This window comes from Enterobacter cloacae complex sp. 677-3DZ2D5B, assembly GCF_004136695.1.
Lineage (GTDB): Bacteria > Pseudomonadota > Gammaproteobacteria > Enterobacterales > Enterobacteriaceae > Enterobacter > Enterobacter hormaechei_C.
Genome location: NZ_QFLS01000005.1, coordinates 37,216 through 54,806 on the forward strand (window position 1 = coordinate 37,216; position 17,591 = coordinate 54,806).

At 56.2% G+C, this 17,591-nt stretch carries 16 protein-coding genes; all 16 read right to left on the reverse strand.

From position 1 onward, the window contains the following. Nucleotides 1-15: 15 nt before the first annotated feature. The gene (gene wzxC, locus DD597_RS07465; RefSeq protein WP_129256062.1) at nt 16-1,494 is read right to left on the reverse strand and encodes a colanic acid undecaprenyl disphosphate flippase WzxC; all 1,479 of its coding nucleotides are present in this window, start codon (nt 1,492-1,494) and stop codon (nt 16-18) included. Nucleotide 1,495: 1 nt separating this feature from the next. Next, entirely contained in the window at nt 1,496-2,890 is a 1,395-nt protein-coding gene (wcaJ, locus tag DD597_RS07470; RefSeq protein ID WP_032659376.1) for an undecaprenyl-phosphate glucose phosphotransferase, read from the reverse strand. Between the two features lie 128 nt (nt 2,891-3,018). Then, on the reverse strand, nt 3,019-4,389 hold the full coding sequence (cpsG, locus tag DD597_RS07475) for a colanic acid biosynthesis phosphomannomutase CpsG (protein WP_003863524.1): 1,371 nt from the start codon (nt 4,387-4,389) through the stop codon (nt 3,019-3,021). A 109-nt stretch (nt 4,390-4,498) separates the two neighbouring features. Next, entirely contained in the window at nt 4,499-5,935 is a 1,437-nt protein-coding gene (gene cpsB, locus DD597_RS07480) for a mannose-1-phosphate guanyltransferase (protein ID WP_003863522.1), read from the reverse strand. A gap of 3 nt (nt 5,936-5,938) precedes the next feature. Beyond that, nucleotides 5,939-7,162: a colanic acid biosynthesis fucosyltransferase WcaI gene (gene wcaI / locus DD597_RS07485; protein ID WP_129256063.1), complete on the reverse strand. Its 1,224-nt coding sequence runs from the start codon at nt 7,160-7,162 to the stop codon at nt 5,939-5,941. Next, nucleotides 7,159-7,638: a GDP-mannose mannosyl hydrolase gene (locus tag DD597_RS07490; RefSeq protein ID WP_003863519.1), complete on the reverse strand. Its 480-nt coding sequence runs from the start codon at nt 7,636-7,638 to the stop codon at nt 7,159-7,161. Before DD597_RS07490 ends, wcaI begins: the two co-directional genes overlap by 4 nt. Nucleotides 7,639-7,640: 2 nt before the next feature. Then, nucleotides 7,641-8,606, reverse strand: coding sequence for a GDP-L-fucose synthase (locus tag DD597_RS07495; RefSeq protein WP_015572377.1), 966 nt, complete (start codon nt 8,604-8,606; stop codon nt 7,641-7,643). A gap of 2 nt (nt 8,607-8,608) precedes the next feature. After that, nucleotides 8,609-9,730, reverse strand: coding sequence for a GDP-mannose 4,6-dehydratase (gene gmd, locus DD597_RS07500; RefSeq protein ID WP_003863514.1), 1,122 nt, complete (start codon nt 9,728-9,730; stop codon nt 8,609-8,611). Between the two features lie 24 nt (nt 9,731-9,754). After that, nucleotides 9,755-10,303, reverse strand: a complete 549-nt coding sequence (gene wcaF, locus DD597_RS07505) for a colanic acid biosynthesis acetyltransferase WcaF (protein ID WP_127675434.1) — start codon at nt 10,301-10,303, stop codon at nt 9,755-9,757. A gap of 16 nt (nt 10,304-10,319) precedes the next feature. Then, a complete protein-coding gene (gene wcaE, locus DD597_RS07510) occupies nt 10,320-11,066 on the reverse strand; it encodes a colanic acid biosynthesis glycosyltransferase WcaE (RefSeq protein ID WP_129256064.1) in 747 nt (248 codons plus the stop codon). Between the two features lie 16 nt (nt 11,067-11,082). Next, nucleotides 11,083-12,303, reverse strand: coding sequence for a colanic acid polymerase WcaD (wcaD, locus tag DD597_RS07515; RefSeq protein WP_003863508.1), 1,221 nt, complete (start codon nt 12,301-12,303; stop codon nt 11,083-11,085). Further along, nucleotides 12,278-13,495 (reverse strand): colanic acid biosynthesis glycosyltransferase WcaC, encoded by a 1,218-nt coding sequence (gene wcaC, locus DD597_RS07520; protein ID WP_129256065.1) that lies wholly within the window; start codon nt 13,493-13,495, stop codon nt 12,278-12,280. Before wcaC ends, wcaD begins: the two co-directional genes overlap by 26 nt. Continuing rightward, nucleotides 13,492-13,983 (reverse strand): colanic acid biosynthesis acetyltransferase WcaB, encoded by a 492-nt coding sequence (gene wcaB / locus DD597_RS07525; RefSeq protein WP_003863505.1) that lies wholly within the window; start codon nt 13,981-13,983, stop codon nt 13,492-13,494. Before wcaB ends, wcaC begins: the two co-directional genes overlap by 4 nt. After that, nucleotides 13,983-14,825: a colanic acid biosynthesis glycosyltransferase WcaA gene (gene wcaA, locus DD597_RS07530; protein ID WP_017383272.1), complete on the reverse strand. Its 843-nt coding sequence runs from the start codon at nt 14,823-14,825 to the stop codon at nt 13,983-13,985. The genes wcaB and wcaA overlap by 1 nt, the downstream gene beginning before the upstream one ends. Nucleotides 14,826-14,976: 151 nt before the next feature. Next, nucleotides 14,977-17,139 (reverse strand): tyrosine-protein kinase Wzc, encoded by a 2,163-nt coding sequence (gene wzc / locus DD597_RS07535; protein ID WP_015572374.1) that lies wholly within the window; start codon nt 17,137-17,139, stop codon nt 14,977-14,979. A 2-nt stretch (nt 17,140-17,141) separates the two neighbouring features. After that, nucleotides 17,142-17,585, reverse strand: coding sequence for a low molecular weight protein-tyrosine-phosphatase Wzb (gene wzb / locus DD597_RS07540; protein WP_003862078.1), 444 nt, complete (start codon nt 17,583-17,585; stop codon nt 17,142-17,144). Between the last annotated feature and the right edge of the window lie 6 nt (nt 17,586-17,591).

Consider the following 17,591-nt stretch of genomic DNA (forward strand, 5'->3'; position numbering starts at 1 on the left):
AATGGCCTCGTAAAATTAGCCTGCGCGAAGCAGCGTTTTCATTTTTTCGTTACGGCAAAACTGGCGCTTCATCTCGACCACCAGCGCATTGCGTGACAGCACAATCATCACGCCGAACGCCAGCGCGCCTGCCGCGACCTGCACCGCAAGCAGCGCCGCCAGCGGCAGATGCCCGTTGAGCACCACGCCCAGGCCGTAGCTCACCGCAAGCGTCGGTAAGGAGAGATAGAACGGCAGCCACAGGCTGAGGATGTACTGACGGTAGCTGGAGCCCAGCACCGGTTTGATCATCACGAAGTAGCTCAGCACGGTATTGACGATTTGCACCAGCAGGAAGCCGAGCGTCACGCCAATGGCACCCGCCATGTGCCCGCCCACAATAATTGCCGGAATAAACAGGAAGGTTTTAAACACGTTGAACTTGAAGCTGATATCCACGCGCGCCTTTGCCATCAGCAGAGAACCAATCGGGTTCCCCACCGAGCGCAGCAGCCCCACGACGCACAGCAGTTGCAGGATTGGGATGATGCTGTTCCACTTCTCGCCAAACACCAGCGGTACGAAATTGCTGGCGACCACCATCAGCCCCAGCAGGACCGGGAAGTTGATGATCCCCACCACGGAGAGCAGCTTGTAAAAATTCACGCGCAGCTTCTCGGTATCGTCCTGAATTTTGGCGAACGCCGGGAACAGGACGCGGGTAATAATCGGGTTGAGCTTCATCGGCGGGACAACCGCGACGTTATACGCCAGGTTGTAGCCACCCGCGACGCTCGCGCCCAGAATGCGCGCCAGCACCAGCGTGGAGAGGTTAGTATTTACGTAGTTGATAATGCTGTCTGCCGTCAGCCACGCGCCGAAGCGCAGGTTGGATGAAACAGACGCCAGCGAAAAATGCAGCCCCGGGCGATAAAACTTACGGCCAAAGAAGCCGAATAGCAGCGTACGCACGGCAGAGTTAACGAGGTAGCCGAGGATGGCGGTCATCGCCAGCGGCCAGAAATGGGCGCTGACCACGGTGAAGGTAAAGCCCGCCAGCACGGCGCTGGTCTCAATCATGCCGATTTTGTTGAACTCCAGCTCTTTCTGCATCAGCGCGCGGAACTGCTGCCCGTGCGGGATCACCACGAAAGCGAACGACAGGGTACGCATCAGCGGCGCCAGGTCCGGGTTATGCAGCACGCCGGCAATCACATCGCTCAGCAGGAACACCAGCACAAAAACGAAGATACCCAGCCCGACGTTCAGCCAGTAGAGGGTGGTCAGCTCCAGATGGCTGATCTCTTTGCGCTGGATAATGGAGTTGGCGATACCAAAGTCCGACAGCGTATCGGCCAGGGCGATAATCACCAGCGAGACGGTCAGCAGACCAAACTGGTGGTTATCGATAATGCGCGCCAGGACCGTCATCTGCACCAGGCCGAGGCCAATGATGACGATGGTGGCCATGGCTGACCATTTCGCACCGCTGATGGTTTTTTCTCGTAAGCTCATCTTAGTACGCCGCTTTGTTCACGAAACCTTTGAAAATGGTCAGAAAAACAATCTTGATATCGAACCAGAGGCTCCACTCGCGGATGTACTCCAGATCGAACTCGATACGTTTTTCCATTTTTTCCAGCGTGTCGGTCTCGCCGCGCCAGCCGTTGATCTGCGCCCAGCCGGTGATGCCCGGCTTCACCTTATGGCGCAGCATGTAGCCTTCAATCAGGGTACGGTACTGCTCGTTATGGGCCACGGCGTGAGGACGAGGCCCGACGATGGACATCCCGCCGGTGAACACGTTGATGAACTGCGGCAGCTCATCGAGCGAGGTACGGCGCAGGAAGTTGCCCACGCGGGTGACGCGCGGATCGTTCTGCGTCGCCTGGGTCACCACCTTGTCGTTCTCCATCACCTTCATGGAGCGGAATTTCCACACCATGATCGGCTTACCGTCCATGCCGTAGCGGGTCTGACGGAAGATGATCGGCCCCGGCGAGCTGAGCTTCACCGCCAGCGCAATGCAGCACAGCACCGGGGAGATGAGCAGCAGGATCAGGGACGAAAGCACGATATCTTCCGCGCGCTTCAGCACGCGGTTAATCCCCGACAGCGGCGTGTCGTACAGCGGAACAACCGGTACCCCGTTCACCTCTTCAATACGGGAGTGGAGAATATTGAAGGTGAAGACATCCGGAATGAGGATCACCGAGCAGGTGGTATCCGCCAGCTCGCGCATCAGTTTCTTGATGCGGGATTCATCTTTCATCTGCATGGCGATGTAGACGTTATGAATTTTGCCGGCTTTCGCATCGTCAATAAGCTGTTCGTAGTTACCAGCCCAGTCGGACGGCACGCCGCCGGGCTTCGCGTCGTGATAAATCCCGACCACTTCAAAACCTAACCACGGCTCTTTGCGGAAGCTGTCGAGCAACACCTGCCCCACCGGCAGATCGCCCGCCACGGCAACGAAGCGACGGTTATACCCGCGGTTGCGCAGCCAGCCCGCGCCAAAGCGGATCAGCGAGCGGCAGACCACCATGCCAATGCTGGTTAACAGATACCAGCAGAGATAGGTCACAAGACGGTTATCAAAATCATGGCTGAACGCCACCAGGCCTGCGCTGAAAACCAGGCTTAAGGTCCAGTTCTGGAGCAGCAGCATCAGTTCGGTGGTCATTTTGACGCCGCGCCATGAACGATAAAAATCGGTCATGCCGCCGATCATCTGAAACACCACCAGCGCAATCAACGCCATCAGCAAGTGCATGTATAAGAACGACTGCCCGCTGACCCAACACACCGCCCACAGTCCGCCGACCATGATGGTGATATCAGAAAAACGCTGCACCATAGAGATTAACGATGCATTCGTTCTCGCTCGTTCGCGCTTTTTTAGATTTGTCATCGTTGTTCCTTTAGTTCTAAACCTTACCCCTCGCCCCTCACCCCGGCCCTCTCCCCAAAGGGGAGAGGGTGTTCAAGTTCCCTCTCCCCTTTGGGGAGAGGGTTAGGGTGAGGGGTAAGGTTTTCTTTTTACTGATTCAACAGCGCCAGAATGTCCTTCGTTCGGGCTTCCATCAGCGCGGTATCGGCGCGGGACTCCACGTTCAGGCGCACCACCGGCTCGGTATTGGACGAGCGCAGGTTAAAGCGCCACTGCGGGAACGCCATGCTGATGCCGTCGGTACGGTCAATCTCCAGCGCATGAATGGCAAAGTGGTGCTCTACGCGGGCAATGGCCTCAGCGGGCTGCGCCAGTTTGCTGTTGATCTCCCCGCTCGCCGGGAACGCCGCCATGCGGTCGCGCACCAGTTCGCCCAGGCTCTGCCCTTTCAGGCACAGCAGCTCGGTCACCAGCAGCCACGGGATCATCCCGCTGTCGCAGTAGGCAAAATCACGGAAATAGTGGTGGGCGCTCATCTCGCCGCCGTAGATGGCGTCTTCCTCACGCATACGCTCTTTGATAAACGCGTGGCCGGTTTTGGACATCACCGGCTCGCCGCCCGCGGCCTTCACCACGTCGACGGTGTTCCAGGAAAGACGCGGATCGTGAATGATTTTCGCCCCCGGGTTTTTCTCGAGGAACGCTTCCGCCAGCAGGCCAACGATGTAGTAGCCTTCGATAAACTGCCCTTTCTCATCGAACAGGAAGCAGCGGTCGAAGTCGCCGTCAAAGGCGATACCCATATCGGCGCCGTGCTCAATCACCGCGTTGCGGGTGTCGTCGCGGCACTCCGGCAGCAGCGGGTTAGGAATACCGTTCGGGAAGTTGCCATCTGGCGTGTTGTGCACTTTGACGAAGGTCACCGGCACGTTCAGCGCCTTAAAGCGGGCTTCAAGTGCGTCTACAACCGGGCCTGCCGCGCCGTTGCCGGAGTTAATCACCAGCTTCAGCGGTTTGAGGTTTGCCACATTGATGTAGCCCAGCAGGTGGTCGATGTACTCTTTTTGCAGGTTAATCTGCTTATAGCTGCCGCGCTTCGCTTCGTTCACCGGCGGGAAGTCATTGGCCTCGGCCAGACGCTGCACGTCACGCAGACCGGTGTCGCCGCTGATAGGACGCGCGCCCTTGCGCACCAGCTTCATGCCGTTGTAGTCCATCGGGTTATGGCTGGCGGTCACTTCGATACCGCCGTCCACGCCCAGGTGGAAGGTGGCAAAATAGATCTCTTCGGTACCGGAAAGGCCAATGTCCAGCACATCGACGCCCGCGTCCTGTAGCCCTTTCGCCAGCGCCAGCTTCAGGGATTCGCTTGTCAGACGCACGTCGCCGCCAAGCACGATAGTTTGTGGTTTCAGGTATTCGCCGTACGCGCGGCCGATGCGCCACGCAATGTCTTCGTTCAGCTCTTCGCCCAGCTTGCCGCGAATATCGTAGGCTTTAAAACAGGTTAATTTTTCCATGATGACCCCTTTTTCAGGCAACAGTTGGCCCTGACCATGTAATGGCCAAATTTATTTTTTTCATTCGTAGGCCCGGTAAGCGCAGCGCCACCGGGCATGATGCGGAGTGCTACACGCGCCCGTAGCGATCCTGGAAGCGGATGATGTCGTCCTCTTCCAGATAGGAGCCGGAACGCACCTCAATTAAGTCGAGCGGAATTTTCCCCGGGTTTTCCAGACAGTGCGTGGCGCCCAGCGGAATATAAATGGACTCGTTTTCACCGAGCAGCTTCACTTCACCGTCGATGGTCACTTTGGCGGTCCCTGCCACCACCACCCAGTGTTCGGCGCGGTGATGGTGCATCTGCACCGACAGCCCTTCTCCCGGCTTCACGGTGATGCGTTTCACCTGATAACGCTCGCCGGCGTCGATGGAGTCATATTTGCCCCACGGGCGGTAGACTTCACGGTGAATATGGTGTTCGTGACGGCCATCGGCCTTGATCTTCTCCACCACTTTTTTAACGTCCTGCACGGCATTACGGTCGGCAATCAGCACCGCGTCTTTGGTCTGCACGACCACCAGATCTTTCACCCCTACCGTGGTGACGAGGCCAGATTCGGCGTAGACGTAGCTGTTTTCCGTTTTGTGGCTGATCACATCCCCGTGATGGACGTTACCCTCCGGGGTATGCGCGCTGATCTCCCACAGTGACGACCAGGAGCCGACGTCGCTCCAGCCCGCATCCATCGGTACCACTACCGCATCTGCCGTACGTTCCATCACCGCATAGTCAATGGACTCTTCCGGACAGGCGAGGAAGGCTTCTTCGTCCACGCGGATAAAATCGAGATCCGGATCCACCACCGCCATCGCTTTTTCGCAGGCGCTTAAGATATCCGGACGATATTTTTCCAGCTCTTCCAGGTAGCGCCCGGCGCGGAACAGGAACATGCCGCTGTTCCAGTAGTATTCACCGCTGGCGACATACGCCTGCGCGGTTTCCAGATTCGGTTTTTCGACAAACTGCGCCACGTCAAAGGCCACGCTGTCGCCTTCACCAGGCGTAACGCTGCCGCGGCGAATGTAGCCATAGCCGGTTTCCGGGAGATCCGGCACGATGCCGAAGGTCACCAGCTTGCCGTTCTCAGCGTAAGGAATCGCGGCGCGTACCGCGTCGCGGAAGGCCTCTTCCTGCTGGATGACGTGGTCAGCCGCCAGCACCAGCATCAGCGGGTCGCAGTCCGGGCTGCTGCGTTTTGCTGCCAGCGCCGCAAGAGCAATGGCAGGCGCCGTGTTGCGTCCGGCAGGCTCCAGAATGATATTTTCGGTCAGTTTGTTCAGCTGGCGCAGCTGCTCGGCAACGATAAAGCGGTGCTGCTCGTTACAGATCACCACCGGGCTTTCACACTCCACGCCGTGCAGACGGTTAACCGTCGTTTGCAGCATGGTGAGGTCGCCTTTCAGGCACAGAAATTGTTTTGGATAAAGCACGCGGGACAGTGGCCACAACCGGCTCCCGGATCCACCCGCCATTACGACCGGATACAAAGTGGTTTGACTCATGATTTATCCCCGTATATCTGCAATAAATTGGCTCAGCACGTTCTCTTTCTCGAGCGTGCGTTCGGCATATTCACGTGCCACCGTGTTCTCTTTTGGCATGGCGAGTGCCTGCTCAATTCCGGTCACCAGCGCAGGAACCGATTCAGGCTCTACGCAAACGGCAATGCCCGGGTAGCTGTTGCACAGCTGGCCTAATTCTGTTGCGGCTTCTGCCGTAATCACCGCATTTCCGCCCACTGCCAGAATGTTGGTCAGCTTGGACGGCAGCACCGCATCCGCCGCGCCGCGTTTTTGCACCACCAGATGGCAGTCCGCCATTTTCAGCAGCGCGGGCAGCGCGTCATAAGACTGAAGCGGGAAGAAGCGGATGTTGGTCAGTCCGCGCTCGCTGGCCATTTTTTCCAGCCGCGCTTTACCACCGCCCTGCCCGACTATTACGAACATCCACGGGTGTTCGCTCAGCTGAAGCGCGGCGTCAACCACGCTCTCCAGCCCCTGTTTTTCGCCGATGTTGCCTGAGTAAAGAATGATTTTTTGCTCAGCAGGCAACCCGAGCTGCGCGCGCAACGCCTGCGCGTCCTGGTCTGTCACATCGCGGAAGCGCGCCACTTCGGACCAGTTCGGAAAGAAGATCACTTTTTCCGCCGGGACGCCCTTCTCCTGCGCCTTGTTCATCATCGAGCGCGAGATGGTCGAGACGTAATCCACGTTGTGCAGGCCGCTGCGCTCAAAGGCGCTGGCGAGCTTCGCCACCTTGCCGCCCTTGCCTTTCCCGGCCATACCCAGCCCGAGCATGGCGTCCACTTCATAATCCTGAATGTGCAGCAGGGTGCGCGCGCCGGAGAGTTTTCCCAGCAGGCGCATGCCTGGCGTGCAGAACAGCGTCGGCACCACGCCGATGATGCGATCCGGCTTCCAGCGACGCTGCGCCATCAGCGGGAAGAAACTGCTCAGGGCAAAGCTGCCCAGATGAATTAAACGTTTCAGCGTCGAGGGCTGTTTCGGCACGTAGAGCGGGCAGCGCCAGACGGTCGCGGCGCCCTCTTCGCGGCGGTAGCGCCAGCTGGAATAGCGTTCGCCTACCTTCCACTCCGGGTAATACGGCGGGGCAGTAATCACCCGCACGTCATGTCCCTGGCTCGCCATCCACTCGACCATCTCGCCGGTGTATTTCCCGATACCGGTAAGCTCCGGCGAGTAGTTAATTCCGTAGACGAGGATTTTCATAGACCTGGCACCTCGGCCTGACGTTCCGCAAGGAAGTACGCCCGACTGTTGTCATGGACGTTGTCGCTTGCCAGCAGCGCCTCTGGCGTTAACCAGCGGTAATCGTCATGCTGAGAATCAGGCAGACGCAGGTCTGCCTCACTCACCTTCAGGCGGAACCCCAGCACGACGTAGTGCGTGGTGAACCCGGTGCCTGAAAAGTTATCGTCATAGAAGTGCTGCCAGACCCCGTAAAACTGGCCCGCTGCCATCGGCAGTTGCAGGCCCAGTTCCGCCAGAGTGAGACGCTCAAACGCATCGGTAAGCGTCTCATCCTTCTGCACGCGCCCGCCGGGCACGAACCAGAAGCCCTGTGCAGGACGATTGGTTCGTTTCCCCAGCAAGAACTCGCCGCGTTCGTTCTCCACGATCAAATCAATTGAGATGAGCGGAGTGGAACGCACTACCGTGGCAAAATCTTCCTGACTTAAAAACATCATTACCCCCGGAAGCGGTGCTGGTTTTCCAGGAACCACTGGTAGGTGCTGGCCAGCCCCTGCTCCAGTGAGACCTCGTGATACCAGCCCAGCTGATGCAGACGGGTCACGTCCAGCAGCTTGCGCGGCGTGCCGTCCGGTTTGGTGGCGTCAAACACCACGCGTCCTTTGTAGCCCACCACCTGCGCGATGGTCTGCGCCAGCTCGCGAATGGTGCAGTCCACGCCGGTCCCGACGTTAATGTGCGACAGCATCGGCTCGGTGTTTTCCTGCCACACTTCGCGATCCAGCTCCATGACGTGAATGCTGGCCGCCGCCATATCGTCCACGTGCAGGAACTCGCGCATTGGCGTACCGCTGCCCCACACGACCACGTCCGGGGCGTTTTCGGCAGTCGCCTCGTGGAAACGACGCAGCAGCGCCGGGATCACGTGGGAATTGCTCGGGTGGAAGTTGTCGTGCGGTCCGTACAGGTTGGTCGGCATCACCGAGCGATAGTCGCGGTTATACTGACGGTTGTAGGATTCACACAGCTTGATCCCGGCAATTTTGGCAATCGCATACGGCTCGTTGGTGGCTTCAAGCGTGCCCTGCAACAGTTCGCTCTCGGCGATCGGCTGCTTCGCCATTTTCGGGTAGATACAAGATGAGCCGAGGAACAGCAGCTTGTTCACGTTGTGCAGATGCGCCGCGTGAATGATGTTGCTCTCAATCATCATGTTCTCGTAGATGAAATCCGCCGGGTAGGTGTTGTTAGCGACGATGCCGCCCACCTTCGCCGCCGCCAGATACACCTGGTCGATACGTTCGCTGGCGAAGAAGTCCTGCACCGCTTTGCTGTCAAGCAGGTTCAGCTCGTCGCGGGTGCGAACAATCACCTCCACGTCACCGCGCTGTTCCAGCTGGCGAACAATCGCGGAACCCACCATTCCGCGATGACCGGCGACAAAAATACGTTGTTTTGTCATTCTCAGGACTCCAGCGCGATGGCAACCTCGTAGCCATGAGACTTGAGCAGGGAGTGTTTTTTCGCTGCTTCAAGATCTTTGGCCACCATCTCGGATACCATTTCTTGCAGGGTGGTTTCTGGTTTCCAGCCCAGCTTCTCGTGCGCTTTGGTTGGGTCGCCCAGCAGGGTTTCCACTTCAGCAGGACGGAAGTAACGCGGATCAACCTGGACAATCACGTCGCCTGGCTTCACGCCCGGTGCGTCATGGCCGGTCACGGAAACAACGATACCCTTCTCTTCCACGCCGGTGCCTTCGAAGCGCAGCTTGATGCCCAGCTGTGCCGCAGCCATCTCAACGAACTGACGTACGGAGTACTGCACGCCGGTCGCAATCACGAAGTCTTCTGGCTGCTCCTGCTGCAACATCATCCACTGCATTTTCACGTAGTCTTTCGCATGGCCCCAGTCACGCAGGGAATCCATGTTGCCGAGGTGCAGGCAAGACTCCAGGCCCTGAGCGATGTTAGCGATCGCGCGGGTGATTTTGCGGGTCACGAAGGTTTCGCCGCGACGTGGAGATTCGTGGTTGAACAGAATGCCGTTACAGGCGTACATGCCGTAGGATTCACGGTAGTTCACGGTGATCCAGTAGGCGTACAGTTTCGCCACAGCGTACGGAGAACGCGGGTAGAACGGCGTGGTCTCTTTCTGTGGAATTTCCTGCACCAGACCGTACAGCTCAGAGGTGGATGCCTGGTAGAAACGGGTTTTCTTCTCAAGACCCAGGAAGCGAATCGCTTCCAGCAGACGCAGCGTACCCATGGCGTCCACGTCAGCGGTGTACTCCGGGGACTCGAAGGAAACCGCAACGTGGCTCATCGCCCCCAGGTTGTACACTTCATCCGGCTGTACTTCTTGCAGGATACGGGTCAGGTTGGAGGTATCGGTCAGGTCGCCGTAATGCAGGTGGAATTTCGGGTTCGCCGCGTGAGGATCCTGGTAAATATGATCGACACGCTCGGTATTAAATGAAGAGGCACGACGCTTAATACCGTGAACTTCATACCCTTTTTCCAGCAGTAACTCTGCCAGGTAAGAACCATCCTGCCCGGTAACGCCGGTGATGAGAGCGACTTTAGACATGTTTATATTCCTCTACTTATGAATTTAATCAGTTTCAACGCGTTCGCGTATCACCACTGCGGGGTTGCCACGGCAAATTTTATTTGCCGGAAGCGATTTAAAAACGCTGCTGCGGGCACCGACTACCGTGCCATCGCCAACAGAAACACCGGGTGCAACAAAGACGTCTGTTGCCAGCCAGCATTTTTCACCGATCACAACAGGCGAAGCGGTAATATCAAAATGCGGGCTCATAAAATCGTGGCTACCGGTGCACAAATAACACTTCTGTGAAACCACCGAATTTGCGCCAATCGTAATCTCACCAAGGGTATATAACACCGCGTCATCCCCAACCCAGGCGTAATCCCCAAGTGTTAATTTCCAGGGATAAGTAATTTTCACCGAAGGTCGAATGACTACGTTTTTTCCTATTTTTGCGCCAAACAGACGCAGTAAAAATGCGCGCCAGCGGTACAGTATTTGCGGCGACCAGGCAAATAACGTTGCCTGTACAGCCCACCACAGTTGAACTTTAATACCGCTCCTGCCCCGAAAACCTTTCGGTACGGAGAATCCATTTAATTCCTGCATTACGTTTCCTTATATCTCAGGCTTTGTTATATAAGGCTTTCGCTTTACCCGTCGTTTTCAGACGTAAGAAATAAGATAATTCCGCCCAGAACCCTGGCACGCGTAATATTTTACGCTGCACGTTTTTTGCATCCTGGCACAGTTCCAGATTATTTGAGGTTGACACGCCGCCCATTGAAAATTCAGATACCAGTCCTTTAATTCGACGGAACGGGTAGCCAGATTTGTAAAGGCTGGCGGCCAGGGCATAATCTGATGACACTTTATAGCGCAAATCGTAAGGCTGTTTTTTCAGGCCGCTCATTGGGAAGAAAATAGCCTGATGGCTGGCCGGGAGGCTGTGGTAGATATACCAGCCTGGTTTCGCACCGCGCAGCACTTTTTTCCCCTCGCCGAAATCAAGCAGCGCATCACCGATAAACATGGCATCTTCTTTCTGGCGCACCAGCTGACGGGCAAACAGCGCCACATCTTCATGGAACACATCGCCGGAATTGAGGAAGATGGCGTAACGCCCCTGCGCCATGTTGATGCCTTTATTCATGGCATCGTAAATGCCTTTATCTTTCTCGCTGATGTAACGTAAGTTAAACTCATCGTTGAGTTTTTCCAGGAACTCCGCCGTGCCGTCGTTCGAGCCGCCATCGACCACGATCCACTCAAACGTGAGGCTCGGATCGCGCGCCAGGTTGCGCAGCGAGCGCCAGGTTTTTACCACCCCTTCGTAGTTACGAAAGGCGACAGTAATGACGCTAAGAAACATAAATCACCTCATTTCGTCATACGCTCGTAATATTCAGCGCCTTGCGCAAAATAAACGGACATACAATTAAGAATGCATATTCCGGGCTAAATATTGACCCGGTAAAAAACAACGACACCGGTGTGAACAGATAAAGTTGCACGCGAAAGTTCTGGTTATCACCAAACGCGTTAATCATCATTTTGAAAACTTTAAACAGATACCACAGTGTCAACAGTACGGCGAACCAGGAAAAATAGATAATTAACAGATACAGACCATTGTCTATGGTTTTACCGACATCCGCACCGTTAAAGATTCCGAATGATGCAACATATTCATAAAGTGAGCCGAATCTTACTACGCCATCTATATGGGTTAAGGAATAACCCACCATCACCAGTGGACCAATGATGCGATAATAGGACGATGACCCTTCCGTTCCCAAATCACCCAGACGCTCAGAAATGTACGGAAACGCAAATATCACGCCCACTAAAAATACCGTCAGAGAGATTATCGCCAGCGGCAGTTTTTTCTTAATCGCCTCTTTGTTCAGGTACTGGAACGCCCACTCCAGCAGGTAAAACAGAATAAACGTCATTACCCCGGAGAACGACCCTGACAGAACGATTCCTGCAAGAATCATAGCATCGGTCTTGGGGGTTTTGATACCGAACTGTTTGATGCTGAGCCAAATTGAGATTAATGCCAGAGCAAAAAACGCCGGTTCAAAATAGAGCGCGGTTGTACGCTTGCCACCAAACTTAATGAAGTTCAGTACATAGCTGTTACTGTATATAAGATATTTCGAAATTATTTCCATCAGGCTACTGCCGCCTGTGAGAATAATTTGCGCCATCTCCATTGCCGCAAGCACAACAATCAGCCCGACGACAATATAAAAGAACCTGAGGATTTTCCTATAATTGTGCGGAGAAATAGTTTTAAAGCGAATACTCCACACCATGCCAATAATGATAACGATATAAACAAACAGCATGGTGGAGGTGACATATTTGCTGGCGTCCAGCGACTGACCAAAGATGTAGTTAAACGCCGTCAGACCAAACCCGATGCCCAGCGCAATCATCAGCTTTTTGAGGTTAAGCTTGTCAACGTAAAGCAACAGCAGAACCGGCAGGAAGGTGACGATAGTGATCGGGAAGCTTTCACCGAGCTGGGCAATCTTAACGTTGACCAGCAGGTAGATCAGCGGCAGCAGCAGATAACTACAGATTCTGATAGAACGAGACATACTCCTCCAGCATCTGTTGTCCACTGTACGCTTTACGGCTGCGGTTGCGGAACGATTCCAGGTCAGTGCCAAAAACAGCCTGCGCGATATCAGCCTTCGACAACTGCACCAGCGGCAGCACCTCGTTTTCACTGAAGGTTTTACCGCCCGATTTCTCCAGCACTTCCCGCGCGGCGTCGCTGTGGGTGGCAATCACCGGCACGCCGATGGAGAGCGCTTCGCACAGGATCAGCGGGTAGTTGTCCACGCGGGAGCTGAACACCAGCGCGTCCATACCGTTCAGCGCGCTCATCAGTTTGCGTTTGTCGGTTTCAAACCCGTGGTTCACCACGTTAGCGCCTTCAAACGGGGAGAATTTGCCAAAGGTATGCAGCTCAATCTTGTCGCCGAGCGCCATCATGTCGCGCACCAGCTGCTGGTTGGTTTTGCCGTCGTAACGCAGGTCATGGGCGACGACCGCAATTTTCGGCTTACCGGCGGTAACGGCTACGGGCGTCAGTTCGGCCAGGATCGTTTCCGTCGCCACATCAATACCGTTGTTGATGATCTGGCAGCGCCCTGCTCCGTACAGGCTATTAAAAGCATCCGCCACGTGCTGGCTTGGAGAGATGAAGGTGCAGCCGAGCGAGAGCATATCGCGGAACAGCTGACGCTTACCCTCAACCAGCTGATGCGCGCGATCGACCTTCACCGGCGGGTAGTTGCTGAGCGTAGGGCATTTCTGGCAGTTATTTTTCCAGCCTTCGCAGCCGTCGGTAAAGGCGCAGCGTCCGGTCACGCTCCAGTGGTCGTGCAGCGTCCAGACGAATCGGGTATCCGGCTTATGCGCCTTCACCTTGCCACAAAACGCCACCACCTCTTCCAGATTCAGCCAGTAGCTGTGCAGCACGTGAAAGTGCAGCACAACCGGGCCGCGAGTGCGGGTGACGGTGCGGTTGAGATTATTCAGGTTGCCGAACAGGTCGCGGTTGAACAGGCGGAACAGCGCGATATTGGCGATGGAGGTCAGACGTGGCGTCTGCTTCAGCACCTGCGGATAGTTATCATGGCTGACGCTTTTCTTGCCACCTTTGCCGTAACCGTAAACGAAGCGCGACTGTAATCCTTTTTGCAGCGCGCGCTGGTGCAGATCCAGCGCTACGCCTGCCGCCCCGCCCTCTGCGAGGCGTACGTTAAATTGCAGAATGTTCATTTTATCACCTTCACGCGGGCTTTCTCGCCCACCACCAGCGCGTTGTCCGGAATGCTGTCCAGCACCACGCTGCCTGCGCCAATCGTCACGTTATTGCCCACGGTAATGTCCCCGATCATCACCACGTTGGCGCCCAGCTCGACGTTATTGCCGATGACCGGGCAGGCCAGGCTGTCCGGCCCGCGGTTGCCGATCGTCACCCCGTGGCGAATGGTGAAATCATCACCCGCGACGACGAACTTGTTGATGACCACCGCATAACCGTGATGAATGGTAAAGCGGCGGCCAATGGTGGCTGCGGCCTGAATTTCATAGCCAAAAAAGCATTCGGTGATGATGCGGTACAGCACCAGCACCGGCGCGGCCCAGATATTGTTCAGCACATTTTTTTTGCGCCACACCGAGCAAAAGTGCGCAATACGGTAGGCCAGAACCATGCAGCACGGGCGCAGGCTCCAGCTGTTAGCGCGACAATCTTCCAGAAACATTATTTCCCCCGAAGCCCGTCAGCCAGACGCTTGCCGTTACGTACCGACAGCAACGTCAGCAACGTGCGCCAGTTCATGCGCTTGTTACGGATCTGATACAGGGTGAAGAGCTGATACTTCCGGCTGGCACGGTCAAACTTGTCCTTGTGCTTGCGGTAAAAATGGAAGTAGCCCGAGAATTTCTTCGGCGACGAGGTGATTTGCATCTCCCCGTGATTGATGTGCAGGATCTGCGTGGCCTCTTCCACCTTCCACGGCTCGCCGTACTCCACCACCATCCGCAGGAAAATGTCGTAATCCTGCGCGGCCTTCAGCTCGGTATCGAACAGGCACTCCTTAAAGCGCCATGCCCAGGTAAACACCTGGTTGCCGATAATGTTGCGCTTGTAGAACAGGCGGCGGGAATACGGTGATTTCGGATACAGCGGCAGGCTGGCCGGCTGCGAATAGACCTCGCCCTGGCAGACATAGTCATTGGCATACAGAAACGCGTGGGTCACCAGCTGCGCTTTGTGCGACAGGAAGATCGACAGACGGTTTGGCGTCCATTCGTCATCGTCGTCGATACCGGTCAGATACTGCCCTTTCGCCTGCATAATCGCCTGGTTGCGCACCGCACACGCCCCGGAGTTGATGGCGTTGTGGGTGTACACCACGCGCGGGTCGTTCAGGTCTTCAACAAACTTTTGCAGTTGTTCGTAAGAGGAGGAACAGTCATCCACGATAATCAGTTCCCAGTTATCGTAATCCTGACGCAGGACCGATTTAATCGCGCGGATCGCCAGCTGCTGACGATTCCATGTCGGCATATAGATAGAAATCAAAGGGCGTTGTGTGGTCATATTTTCCCCTCACCCCGGCCCTCTCCCCATAGGGGAGAGGGTGAAAGGCATCCAGTGGTTATCATTACGTTCGTCCCCCAAATCCAGCACCGAACAGTCCCCTCTCCCCTTTGGGGAGAGGGTTAGGGTGAGGGGTGTGGGGTGCATTTTGTTATTTACTGTCAGACTTGTATTCGTACTCGTAATAGCCGTAATCCTGATACCCGGTCGCGCGGCGGAAGATGGAGTTCAGAATGACCCCCTTCACCTCAATACCGTTCTGCTCAAAGCGGCTCAGGCTGGTTTCCACTTCCTTCAGGGTGTTCACCGCATAGCGTGCGACCATCAGCGTGGTGCCCGCATGACGCCCTACCACGGCAGCGTCGGTGACCGCCAGAATTGGTGGGGTATCGATCAGCACCAGGTCATAGTTTTTGCTCGCCCACTCAATCAGCTGCGTAAAGCGCTCGCTCATCAGCAGTTCAGACGGGTTCGGCGGCACCTGGCCACGCGGGATCAGGTCAAATTTCGGAATCGACGTCGGCTTGGCGCTCTCGCTGATTTCCCCTTTACCGAGCAGGATTTCCGACAGTCCGTTAACGTTGTTGGTCCCCAGCAGCTCGTGGGTGTAGCCCTTACGCATGTCGCAGTCGATCAGCAGCACGCGCTTGTTGGTCTGGCTCACCACCGCCGCCAGGTTGGCGCAGACGAAGGTTTTACCGATTGATGGGCTAACGCCGGTCATCATCAGGACGTTGTTTTTGGCCTGCATCATGGCGAAGTGGAGGCTGGTACGCAGGCTGCGCACCGCTTCAATCGCCAGGTCAGTCGGGTTACCCACGGCCAGCAGCTGGCTCTGTTTGTAACGCTTGACGCCCTTAACGGTTTTGACGCTGTCACGGGACTTCTGCCACTCGGAGAGCGGGATGCTGGCGTACACGCTGATCCCGTTCTCTTCCAGCACCTGCGGACTTTCGATACCGCGGTTGAACAGCGAGCGCAGCAGCACGCCGACAATGGAAAGCATCAGGCCGAGAATAATGCTGCCGAGGATAATCAGCGCCTTCTTCGGCTTCAGCACGCCCGGCTGGGTAATCGCCGGGTCAACGATACGCACGTCGCCGACGGTGCTGGCTTCGGTGATTTTCAGCTCCTGCTGTTTGTTCAGCAGCTGCATGTAAACCTGCTGGCCGGATTCCACATCACGCGTCAGGCGTACAATTTCCTGCTGCGTCTTCGGCATCGCGGTCACGCGGTCATTCAGCTTCGCCTTCTCTTCTTCCAGGGTACGACGTTTCTCCAGCAAAGTGCGGTACGCCGGGTGACGTTTGGTATAGAGCTTGGAAATCTCCGCCTCTTTGAAGGTCAGCTCGTTCAGCTGCGCATCAATATTCACCATGGAGTCGAGAACCGATTTCGCCTCCAGCGGCAGATCGACGGAATCCTTGTCCTGACGGTACGCGTTCAGCTTGTTCTCAGCGTCATCCAGACGGGCGCGCACCTCCGGCAGCTGTTTACTGAGAAACGCCAGGCTTTTTGCGGCTTCCGCTGACTTGCGCTCAACGTTCTGCTCCAGATAGTTGCGGGTGATGCTATTGAGGATGTCGCGAATTTGATCCTTGTCTTCACCGGTGAAGGTCATGCTCAGAACGCCGGTGTCCTTGCCGTTTTCGGTGACGGTCAGGTTGTTTTGCAGGTTGTTGATCATCCCGAGCGTCGAGAATTTGGTGACCGTAAACTCCCCGCCCTCATGCGCCTGAATTGCGCTGACCTTGATGCTGACGCCCTCTTTAGTCAGCATCTGCCCCACCTCGCCGCGCGCGCTGAAGCCCGCGTCGCTGGTCAGCTGATACTGTTTTGGTCCCAGCACGGTCAGGGTAAAGGTTTGGTCCCCTGCCCCTTTTGGGATCACGAAGTCGGTCACTTTTACCGTATCGTTACTGCGCCCCATCAGGCGATCCCAGCCTGCGCCAAACACCGGGAAGGTGTTTTTGGTGACCGCGATATCCAGCCCCAGGTCGTGAACCGTTTTGCCCAGTACCAGGCGCGACTGAATCAGCTGAATTTCGGCTTCCGATGCCGGCGGCTTGTTGGCCAGCGCCGAGCCGATATCCTGAACCAGCGAATTACCGGTATTTTGTTCGATCTGCACCAGCGCGTCGGCGCTGTAAATAGGCGTCGCGAACAGCGTATAAACGATCGCCGCCACGGCAAAGATGGCGGTAATACCCAGCACCCACCATTTCGCTTCAATAACGGTCCCGACCAGGCGACCGATATCGATTTCATCACTGCCCGACGTCGGGGCGGCAGAAGGTCTTGTTTTTTCTGTCATTGTTATCCCTGCTGAGCTTTCAGTGCCTGCGCCCACTGACGGGCAGACTGGTCTAGTAAGGTGTATACCGCCTCAAAGGCCTCGCGGCTCTTGCGATACGGATCGGGAATTTCGCGCTCACCATCCCAGTGACCAAACAGCATCACCTTGCCGCGCATCTCCGGTGCGATATCGCACAGCGCGTGAATGTGGCGTTTTTCCATCGCGAGGATCAGGTCATATTCCCGGCACATCCGGCCAGAGACCTGACGGGCAACGTGCCCGTCGAGTGAGAGGTTATGCTCAAGGGCAACGCTTGCGGCACGTTCGTCGGCACCTTTTCCGACCAGCGCGCCCAGCCCTGCGGAGTCGACCGTTAACGCAGGCTGGTAATTTTTCAACAGCCTTTCAGCCGTGGGGGAACGGCAAATGTTCCCCACGCACACCACCAGAATTTTGTTAAACATCGCGGC

Excerpts from the sequence above, each read along its gene's own strand:
- wzxC (WP_129256062.1), bottom strand. The coding sequence starts at position 1,494 with ATGAGCTTACGAGAAAAAACCATCAGCGGTGCGAAATGGTCAGCCATG.
- wcaJ (WP_032659376.1), bottom strand. The coding sequence starts at position 2,890 with ATGACAAATCTAAAAAAGCGCGAACGAGCGAGAACGAATGCATCGTTA.
- cpsG (WP_003863524.1), bottom strand. The coding sequence starts at position 4,389 with ATGGAAAAATTAACCTGTTTTAAAGCCTACGATATTCGCGGCAAGCTG.
- cpsB (WP_003863522.1), bottom strand. The coding sequence starts at position 5,935 with ATGAGTCAAACCACTTTGTATCCGGTCGTAATGGCGGGTGGATCCGGG.
- wcaI (WP_129256063.1), bottom strand. The coding sequence starts at position 7,162 with ATGAAAATCCTCGTCTACGGAATTAACTACTCGCCGGAGCTTACCGGT.
- DD597_RS07490 (WP_003863519.1), bottom strand. The coding sequence starts at position 7,638 with ATGTTTTTAAGTCAGGAAGATTTTGCCACGGTAGTGCGTTCCACTCCG.
- DD597_RS07495 (WP_015572377.1), bottom strand. The coding sequence starts at position 8,606 with ATGACAAAACAACGTATTTTTGTCGCCGGTCATCGCGGAATGGTGGGT.
- gmd (WP_003863514.1), bottom strand. The coding sequence starts at position 9,730 with ATGTCTAAAGTCGCTCTCATCACCGGCGTTACCGGGCAGGATGGTTCT.
- wcaF (WP_127675434.1), bottom strand. The coding sequence starts at position 10,303 with ATGCAGGAATTAAATGGATTCTCCGTACCGAAAGGTTTTCGGGGCAGG.
- wcaE (WP_129256064.1), bottom strand. The coding sequence starts at position 11,066 with ATGTTTCTTAGCGTCATTACTGTCGCCTTTCGTAACTACGAAGGGGTG.
- wcaD (WP_003863508.1), bottom strand. The coding sequence starts at position 12,303 with ATGTCTCGTTCTATCAGAATCTGTAGTTATCTGCTGCTGCCGCTGATC.
- wcaC (WP_129256065.1), bottom strand. The coding sequence starts at position 13,495 with ATGAACATTCTGCAATTTAACGTACGCCTCGCAGAGGGCGGGGCGGCA.
- wcaB (WP_003863505.1), bottom strand. The coding sequence starts at position 13,983 with ATGTTTCTGGAAGATTGTCGCGCTAACAGCTGGAGCCTGCGCCCGTGC.
- wcaA (WP_017383272.1), bottom strand. The coding sequence starts at position 14,825 with ATGACCACACAACGCCCTTTGATTTCTATCTATATGCCGACATGGAAT.
- wzc (WP_015572374.1), bottom strand. The coding sequence starts at position 17,139 with ATGACAGAAAAAACAAGACCTTCTGCCGCCCCGACGTCGGGCAGTGAT.
- wzb (WP_003862078.1), bottom strand. The coding sequence starts at position 17,585 with ATGTTTAACAAAATTCTGGTGGTGTGCGTGGGGAACATTTGCCGTTCC.